Raw genomic sequence first — 8,021 nt, forward strand, 5'->3', positions numbered from 1 at the left:
TAAATTAATGTCAAACGGCTATAGCTCCGTAATCAAGTGTTATGTAATTTGAGCGTTACTACTCAAATAATCATATAAAAACCATGATAATTTTTTAGCAGATAAAGAAGAGTCTATGTCCATCATTACGAATGATAATGTGCACTATAATGCTATCCGTAAAGCCTTAGCTAACGGTAATGCCGCAGTAATGGTCGGAGCTGGGTTCAGCCGCAATGCAGAGAACGGTGACCAGTTAGCCATGTGGTACGACATAGCAAAAAGGTTATGGCATGAACTGAATCCACAGGAGGGCGAGCTGACAAATTTCTCTGCAAGTATGGTCACTCAACTAGGTGAACAATACGCACGAGTTTTTTCCAAACCTGCGCTCGAAGAAGTTTTAAAACACTTGATCCCTGACGATAGAGTCCGTCCAGGTATCTTGCATAATCAACTACTTCAACTGCCATGGTCAGAAATTTTCACCACCAATTATGATACCTTACTGGAACGCGCAGCTGACGATATAGTAGAACGCGCACACTATACAGTGACCTGCCGTGAGGACATCCCTCAATCAAAAATCCTTGGCAGAAGGCGCATTGTTAAACTGCATGGCTCTTTCCCATCTCAAAGACCATTCATCTTCACAGAAGATGACTATCGGCGCTATCCAGAGTTATTTGCCCCATTCGTAAATCTAGTCCGCCAATCATTGCTTGAAAATGTGTTCTGCCTTGTTGGATTTTCTGGAGATGATCCGAATTTCTTACATTGGATCGGATGGGTTCGTGACATGCTTGACATGCATGCCCTACCTATATATTTATTTGTTAATCGTGCACCATCACTAGGCCAACGGACATTGCTAGAGGCGCGTAAAGTAACCCCCGTGGTTTTGCCCCAGCCAGATGGTATAGATGAGTCTGACTATTTTTCTCGGTTCTCAGCTATGTTTCATATACTTGAAGAACCGCTTGATGAAAAAGATTCTGATTGGGGAAATATTCCACATTTAGATAAAATATCGCAGATGCCTCATAAAAATATCGAGGAACGACTAAAGCGTCTTCTGAATGTGTATTCAGTAGTTAGAAAAATGCATAAAAAATATCCAGAATGGTTAATAGCGCCGTCATCTGTACGCCAACGATTTAAACGTAGCATTGATTCACTTCCAGATTTCTTAAATGGCACTGATTTACGTGAAAAACTATTAAAGGACACTCCTCATATTGGGATTGTTATCTTTGCAGAATACGCTTGGCATCAAGAAGTGCTTCTTCAGTGCTTTGAAGATTCATTAGCCTTATCAGCACTTGATTTATTAAAAAAAACAAGCACACACTCAAGCACTCTATTTAATAATCAGATAACTGATCTTAGAATATTTGATATTAAATCTACAATAGATTTTCAACAACGTTGGCGTTATCTCGGACTAAGTCTGCTACGTTGGGCCAGACAGGAGCTATGCCGGGAAAATTTTGACTTACTGTCCAATATTCTTAAAACTGAATTACCAAAAGATTTTCAGCTTCAAGACGAAATTATATATGAGTCAATTTTATTTAAGCTTTACGAAGGTGACCGTGATATTGCCTATCACTTACTGAGTGAGTGGAATATCAGATCATCAGATAGCTACATGTTTGTTCGAAAAGGTATGCTTTTGGGAGAGGTTGGAAGACCAGAGGAAGGTAGCTCAGTCAGCTTGAAAGGATTACAGCAATTACGCAGCAATCAACGATTACACCCGCACAGTACTAAATACTTATCTCAAGAAGCTTGGGCATGCCTCGCAATAAATTATTTGCAAACCTCACAAAAATGGTTTTCTACCAAAGACGATGCAAACGATGAACTTCAGTCCGAAAAACTTGATCGAAGATTAGTGGATCTTGCTGCAAAAGGATTTGATTCACAAAATGAGCTACAAAAACTTACCGCAGCATTAAATGCTGAGACCCCCCCGCCCTCTCATCCCAAAAGTTATCACCCCCAATTTGATTTGGGACGTTATTCGGTAACAGAACAATTAGCTGGCCCCCTTGAGTTAAGAGAAAAAATATATTCATCTTTTGCTTGGTTGACACTAAGCGATCGAGTTGCTCTAGTGCCACGTATCAAGAATGCTACTTTCGACATTGCTTCATTTGCACAAGCTGCATGGTGGGTTCAGTACGCGGACTCAATGCAGCGAGTATTAAGTGTAATGATTAGATCACTCAACAAGAACATGTTAAAACCGAGACTCTCTAATCAATTGCTACATAAAGCTGGTTGGTTGTCTCGATATCAAGTTGCACGCACAGATGAGTCACTTGCAGTACAGATTTGTACCCGCTCTTTAAACCTGATCGAGAGAATTATTAGTAATTCGTTTGTCGAGCAATCGCCACAAGATGTAATAGATTTTCATATGAATATATTCTCTCGACTAGTAATTCGCATAAGCAATACAGAAAAAGTTTACTCCTTCATGGAGAGAGTTATTTCTCTTTACTATCAACCAATTATTTATAACTCCCCACTAATTTGGAAAGAGTTAGCGCAAGTACTTTCACGCTGTTTTGAAACTCTCCCAGCGAAAGATCGGATAAAAACAATCCCTTTAATATCAAAAATCCCTGACAAACCGACTGTAAGTTCACATTTCGAGCGCGATTGGACTTGTATACATATGCTTAATCGTCGCCCCGGTGATTTATTAAATAACAATGAAAATAATGACATCTCAAAATTCATAGATCAATTGATTGCAAAACTACAAGTATCAAAAATTGCAAATACTTCAGAATTAGAAAATGTATGGGGGAAGTTATTTTGGTTAAATGGCTGGGGATTTATCGTTGATAATCAGAAAGAAGCCATAAAAAAAATCCTAACCATCAAAAAAACTTGGACACTAATTCCCGGTCATCACCCGTGGGCTACGTTTAACTGGTTAAATGATAGCAGCATTGATTTTGATAATTTATTTAGAAAATGGATTCTTTCTCAAGAGTTAAAAAATTTCTCAGTAGAACCAACAGATCTATTGGAAAAACCACCAAAATCCAAAAAATATTGGAGTATTGATAATAAAGATGAGTTGCTAGAAAATTGGATTTATTCAATAAAAAGAAAACAATGGCCAAAAACAGATATGAACGCTGGTCTTAAATTGGTAAAAAAGTGGTGGGACATCGAGTGGCAATATATATTTAAAGATTACAAAAATATAGATAATTTACATATAGCCATTAATCAGCGACTGGAATTGATTGATAATATCGTCGCAATGATGGTCGAAAATAAAAGCATGCCTGATCAGTTTAACAACTCTAGTATAGGAAAATGGCTTGAATTGGTCATCACTCAGGGTGCTGAACTTGGTGTTAAATTTTCGCGATACCGTCTATCGATAGCATTAGAAAAAAAAGACAAATTAGAGTTATCCCGATTGGAAAGTGAACTAGTAGAAAATCTGATAGATCTAGACATCCCCTCAGTAAGTAATGCGTCAAATATAATTTCCTATTGGGTTTTCCATTCAAATTTGAATAAAGAAAACAGACCCAAACTCATTATTGATGCAATTTCTGGAATTATTTCCACACGCCGAATACCTGTATTACCTTGGGCCTTAAATTTAATGATACTTATAGTAAAAAACCACAGCGAATGGCTGACCAAAAGTCATTTTTCATTGATTGATTTGGGGCTAAAAAAGATGCTCACTGAACTTTCATATAAAGATCGGCCGGTAGGTTCAGGTATACCTGACGACAATGTGCCAACATTACGCTGGAACTGTGCTCGACTCGCGAAAGAAATCGCAACAAATAACCAGCAATATACAACAAAAAATATAACAAATTGGCTAGACTTAGCTCCTTCTGACCCACTTCCAGAACTGCGCTTTCTTAAAGAGTAAAAAATAACATCTCTAACAATTATCTTGTAGAAAATTATGGGAATACGCATATCCCGAGAATAATAAATGGCACCTACAAAGTAAATTAGGACGAAAAAAATGTCTTTGCTTATTTAATTCATTGTCCTACACGAATGAATATTATTACAATATCATATCGTCGGCATTACGTTTATTATCGGCTGATGGTTAGCATAAAATTCCAAGTAAACTTAGTATATCGCTCAATAAAAAAACAGCTTTCTCGTTATACACAGCAAAAAACGGTCAGAAAGCGATAGCAAGCCGTCACTGCCGCCGCAGTGACGGCTTGATGCAACCCAGCAACAATATGGGCTGGCGAAACACCCTATTCATTACTGTCTGCGTGACGATGCTCCGGCATACTACCCCTGCAACAACCTTCCGGCGGGTCTGAACACCGGAAACATGGCACAGCGTATATGCTGCGCTGGCCGTACCCATCCGGCCATCCCAAAGGCATTGGCTCCTGCGAGTGTCTGTCCGATCAGGATGGAGCCATCCAGACGCTTCCGGCTCATTCCCGGCGTCGCCCCTTAATCGGGTTCAGGGTATTACTGGCCCAATTTAATCAATGTCTCTTATCCGTAGCGGGCCGCAGGCCCGCATTTTCTTTTCATCCATCTGCAACAAAGGAGGTTTTATCACGTTTTTCAGGCAATACCCTCCGCCCGGCTTTCCAGCAGGAAACAAGGCGGATGCCTCAATCTGAGGCAACAGACGTTCTGAGCGTCTGGCCCCTGCCCTTCGGGGATCTTGTCGCAGTGAATGCGGCGAGTTGGCAATTACACTAACCCGATTTCCTCTCAGAACAAGCGAATTAACTGTAGCAAAAAGACCGACAAAGAGGAGGCTGATTTGGATGACCTGACATGGACGCTAAACCAGCTTTGCCGACGCAACCGGGACGGCAGCCATACCACGCAGGCTGACAGAAAACGGTCTCTGACCCTGATGGCCCGCCAGTTACGTGAGGCCGGTTTCCGCCAGATGCGCGCTACCTCGCTTAAAGGTAAGCATATCAACACCCTGCTGATGCGCTGGCAATCAGAGGATTTGTCCGCCGGCACCCTAAAGAACCGGCTGGCGCATCTGCGCTGGTGGGCGGAGAAGATTGGCAAACCGGGCCTGCTGCCCGCCGACAACGACCAGTTGGGCATTCCCAAACGGCGCTATGTCACCAATCAGAATAAAGCCCAAACGCTAAACGATCGGCTCGACCGTATCCGCGACCCGCAGGTAAAAATGAGTTTGCGTTTGCAGGCCGCCTTTGGGCTACGCCGCAAAGAGTGCCTGCTGTTCCAGCCCCGCTATGCCGACCGGGGCGACCATATCGCATTGAAAGGCACATGGACCAAAGGCGGCAAAGCACGTACCGTCCCCATCACCATGCCGGAACAACGGGCTGTGCTGGATGAAGCCCACGCGCTGGCGGGAGCCGGTTCGCTAATCCCGGCGCAGAAAACCTATATCCAGCAGCGGCATCGGTATGACGGTCAGTGCAAAAACGCCGGACTCAGCGGCATGCACGGTTTACGCCATCGTTACGCCCAGATGCGTTATGAAATCCTGACCGGCTGGCTGGCTCCCGCTGCTGGTGGCCCCGGCTATAACCACCTGACGCAGGAACAACAAACCATCGACCGTGAAACGCGGCAAATCATTAGTCGGGAGCTGGGGCATGAAAGATTACAGATCGTGTCGCTCTATCTTGGACGATAAAAAGGGTTTTCGGGATCAAAAAGGCAGGAAATGGCCGAAGGGAATAGATATTAAGGGGCAACGGACCTACCAGAAAAAGGGAAAAGGCACTCTGCCCTATTTCACGGTATCCCAGACGCGGCTGCCAGCAGACGACATCATAAACAGCCATCAAGCCCCTTCAGGTTTTCAATCCTGCGCCCCTTCCCCACCCTGACCACGGCTGATGCCCTGATAGCGGGAAGGCCAGATCTCTTCCGGCCGTTTGTTCAACGCTTCGGCAATCAAGCGCTCGCCCTTCGGCCAGTGTCGCGTTAGCGCATTTGCCAATGTAGATGACGCTAATCCCGCCTCTCTGGAGATCGCCGCCAGCGTTGTGCCACGTTTTCTCAAACCAGCGATAATATCCGCCGGATGCCAGTCATTAACGTTCATTACCCTCTCCCCCATGATTTTATCCGCCATGTTCAGCATCTCTAAACAACTACGATGTTAAGTAATGCTAAACACTAAGTCAATAGCTTATCTAGGGTGTTGATCATGCTTCCCGGACGTCTTAAATCCGCACGGTTAAACGCGCATCTTACTCAGGAAAAACTGGGTACGCTGGCGGGTATTGAAGAGGAAACCGCGCGGTCACGCGTCTCGCAGTATGAAAATGGGATACATCGCCCGACATTCGAAATGATGTGCGCCTTTGCGAAGGTGCTACATGTGCCGGAGGGTTATTTCTACACCCTGGATGATAAATTTGCGGCCATGCTGCTCGACCTTTATCGCCAGTATAAAGCGCATTCCCTCTGACCTTTCTCTTATCTCAAGCCGACCCTGTTCAGGGACTCTAAGCAACTCGCCTGTAAAGCAATGCTAAACATGACGTCAATATTGATTATTGATGGTGCCACTATGTTACCTGCTCGCCTTAAAGCTGCCCGCCTGCGTGCCCAAATGACGCAGGAAAAATTGGGGGTACTCGCTGGGATTGAAGAAGCCACCGCGCGGTCGCGTGTCTCCCAGTATGAAAGCGGCACACATCGCCCGACATTTGAGACGATGTGCGCCTTTGCCCGCGTTCTTAACGTCCCCGAAAGCTATTTTTATACCCTTGACGACGACTTTGCAGACATCATCCTGAAACTATATGACGGTGAAGTCGTTCAGTGGACAAAGGGATAACCCGCTCATTGCAAAATAAACTCACGTAAAAACAGTATGCCCTCGCCGGGCAACATCCGACCGTCTGCCATCGCTTTCAGCGTGTTTTCAAGTACGCTGTTTTTTGCAACGCCATCATTAACCTCACCGGCTCCGTTCGCCACCCAGCGATCCAGCCTATCCGCCCATTCCTGCATCATGCGCCGCCGCTGTTCCACATACTGCGCATGATTGTAGGCCGCGCTGACTTTGTTGGAGTCGGCGTGGGAAAGCTGCGCCTCAATCCAGATTTTGGGATAGCCGATTTCGTTGAGCGCCGTCGAGATGGTGGCGCGAATACCGTGGCCGGTTAGTTGCTCCGCATACCCCATACGGCGCAGCGCGCCATTAAGCGTATTTTCACTGATGCGTTTCTTTAAATCGCTACGGTGGGTCAGCAGATATTTTTGAGCTGGTTTCATCTGCGCCAGCAGATGATGCACAATGTCGAGCGCCTGAGCGGGTAACGGCACAACGTATGGCGGAATAGCCTGACCATTCTTGCCATGCCTGCGCATAGCATTCTGCAACTGCTTTATATTCTCCGGCGGGATGATCCATAGCTCACGCTTCAGATCGAACTGATCCGGCGTTGCCAGCCGCAGTTCTCCGGTGCGAACCCCGGTCAATAGCAATAGCCTGATGCCAAGCTGCGTTTGCATATCGCCTGCGTAGTTGCTCAGTTTCCTGAGTAATAACGGCAGCTCGTGGATAGCGAGATAGGGATTATGCCTGACAGGTGGCTTAGGAGCCGCCACCACGTCCAGATCCGACGCCGGGTTAGTTTCCAGCCCTTCGATTTTCACCAGCGCAAAGCGAAACAGCTGGTTAAACCACGTACGCACCTTTTCCGCGATGGTCAGCGCCTTGCGCCGTTCAATACGGGCAATCACCTCCAGCAAGTCAGAGCGACGGATCTCAAAGATCGAACGCTCGCCCAGAATGGGCAGCACATCTTTAGAAAAAATACGCTGGATTTGCGACAGGGTACTTTGCCGCCCTTCTCTGAGTTCGAGTCTGCGATGGTCAAGCCAAAGGGAATAGACGGCTTTAAAGCAGTGTCCGGCGGCCAGACGCGCGGCCTGCCGCTTTTGTTTGCGAACAGTGCAGGGGTTGATGCCTTTAGCCAACAGCTCGCGAGCTTCATCACGCAATGCGCGCGCTTTGCGTAAGCCGATTGCAGGATAACGGCCCAGAGAGAGGC

General features: G+C 45.7%; 6 protein-coding genes. 4 read left to right on the forward strand and 2 right to left on the reverse strand.

Annotated features, from left to right (window positions below):
• Positions 1-115 precede the first annotated feature (115 nt).
• A complete protein-coding gene (locus FJU30_RS17570) occupies positions 116-3,901 on the forward strand; it encodes an SIR2 family NAD-dependent protein deacylase (RefSeq protein ID WP_150436278.1) in 3,786 nt (1,261 codons plus the stop codon).
• A gap of 879 nt (positions 3,902-4,780) precedes the next feature.
• The gene (locus FJU30_RS17575; protein WP_150436279.1) at positions 4,781-5,644 is read left to right on the forward strand and encodes a phage integrase N-terminal domain-containing protein; all 864 of its coding nucleotides are present in this window, start codon (positions 4,781-4,783) and stop codon (positions 5,642-5,644) included.
• 168 nt (positions 5,645-5,812) lie between these two features.
• Here the strand turns inward: FJU30_RS17575 and FJU30_RS17580 are convergent, their stop codons facing one another.
• Positions 5,813-6,058: a helix-turn-helix domain-containing protein gene (locus FJU30_RS17580; RefSeq protein ID WP_150436292.1), complete on the reverse strand. Its 246-nt coding sequence runs from the start codon at positions 6,056-6,058 to the stop codon at positions 5,813-5,815.
• 105 nt (positions 6,059-6,163) lie between these two features.
• Between FJU30_RS17580 and FJU30_RS17585 the strand changes: the two genes are divergently transcribed.
• Together FJU30_RS17585 and FJU30_RS17590 are read left to right on the forward strand one after the other, a co-directional pair.
• A complete protein-coding gene (locus FJU30_RS17585; RefSeq protein WP_048637299.1) occupies positions 6,164-6,427 on the forward strand; it encodes a helix-turn-helix domain-containing protein in 264 nt (87 codons plus the stop codon).
• A 102-nt stretch (positions 6,428-6,529) separates the two neighbouring features.
• Positions 6,530-6,799, forward strand: coding sequence for a helix-turn-helix domain-containing protein (locus tag FJU30_RS17590; protein WP_048639778.1), 270 nt, complete (start codon positions 6,530-6,532; stop codon positions 6,797-6,799).
• Positions 6,800-6,804: 5 nt separating this feature from the next.
• Here FJU30_RS17590 and FJU30_RS17595 read toward each other — a convergent pair.
• A partial coding sequence (locus FJU30_RS17595) for a tyrosine-type recombinase/integrase (RefSeq protein WP_150436280.1) occupies positions 6,805-8,021 on the reverse strand: 1,217 nt, incomplete at its 5' end.

The organism is Affinibrenneria salicis (assembly GCF_008710095.1).

Excerpts from the sequence above, each read along its gene's own strand:
- FJU30_RS17570 (WP_150436278.1), top strand. The coding sequence starts at position 116 with ATGTCCATCATTACGAATGATAATGTGCACTATAATGCTATCCGTAAA.
- FJU30_RS17580 (WP_150436292.1), bottom strand. The coding sequence starts at position 6,058 with ATGAACGTTAATGACTGGCATCCGGCGGATATTATCGCTGGTTTGAGA.
- FJU30_RS17585 (WP_048637299.1), top strand. The coding sequence starts at position 6,164 with ATGCTTCCCGGACGTCTTAAATCCGCACGGTTAAACGCGCATCTTACT.
- FJU30_RS17590 (WP_048639778.1), top strand. The coding sequence starts at position 6,530 with ATGTTACCTGCTCGCCTTAAAGCTGCCCGCCTGCGTGCCCAAATGACG.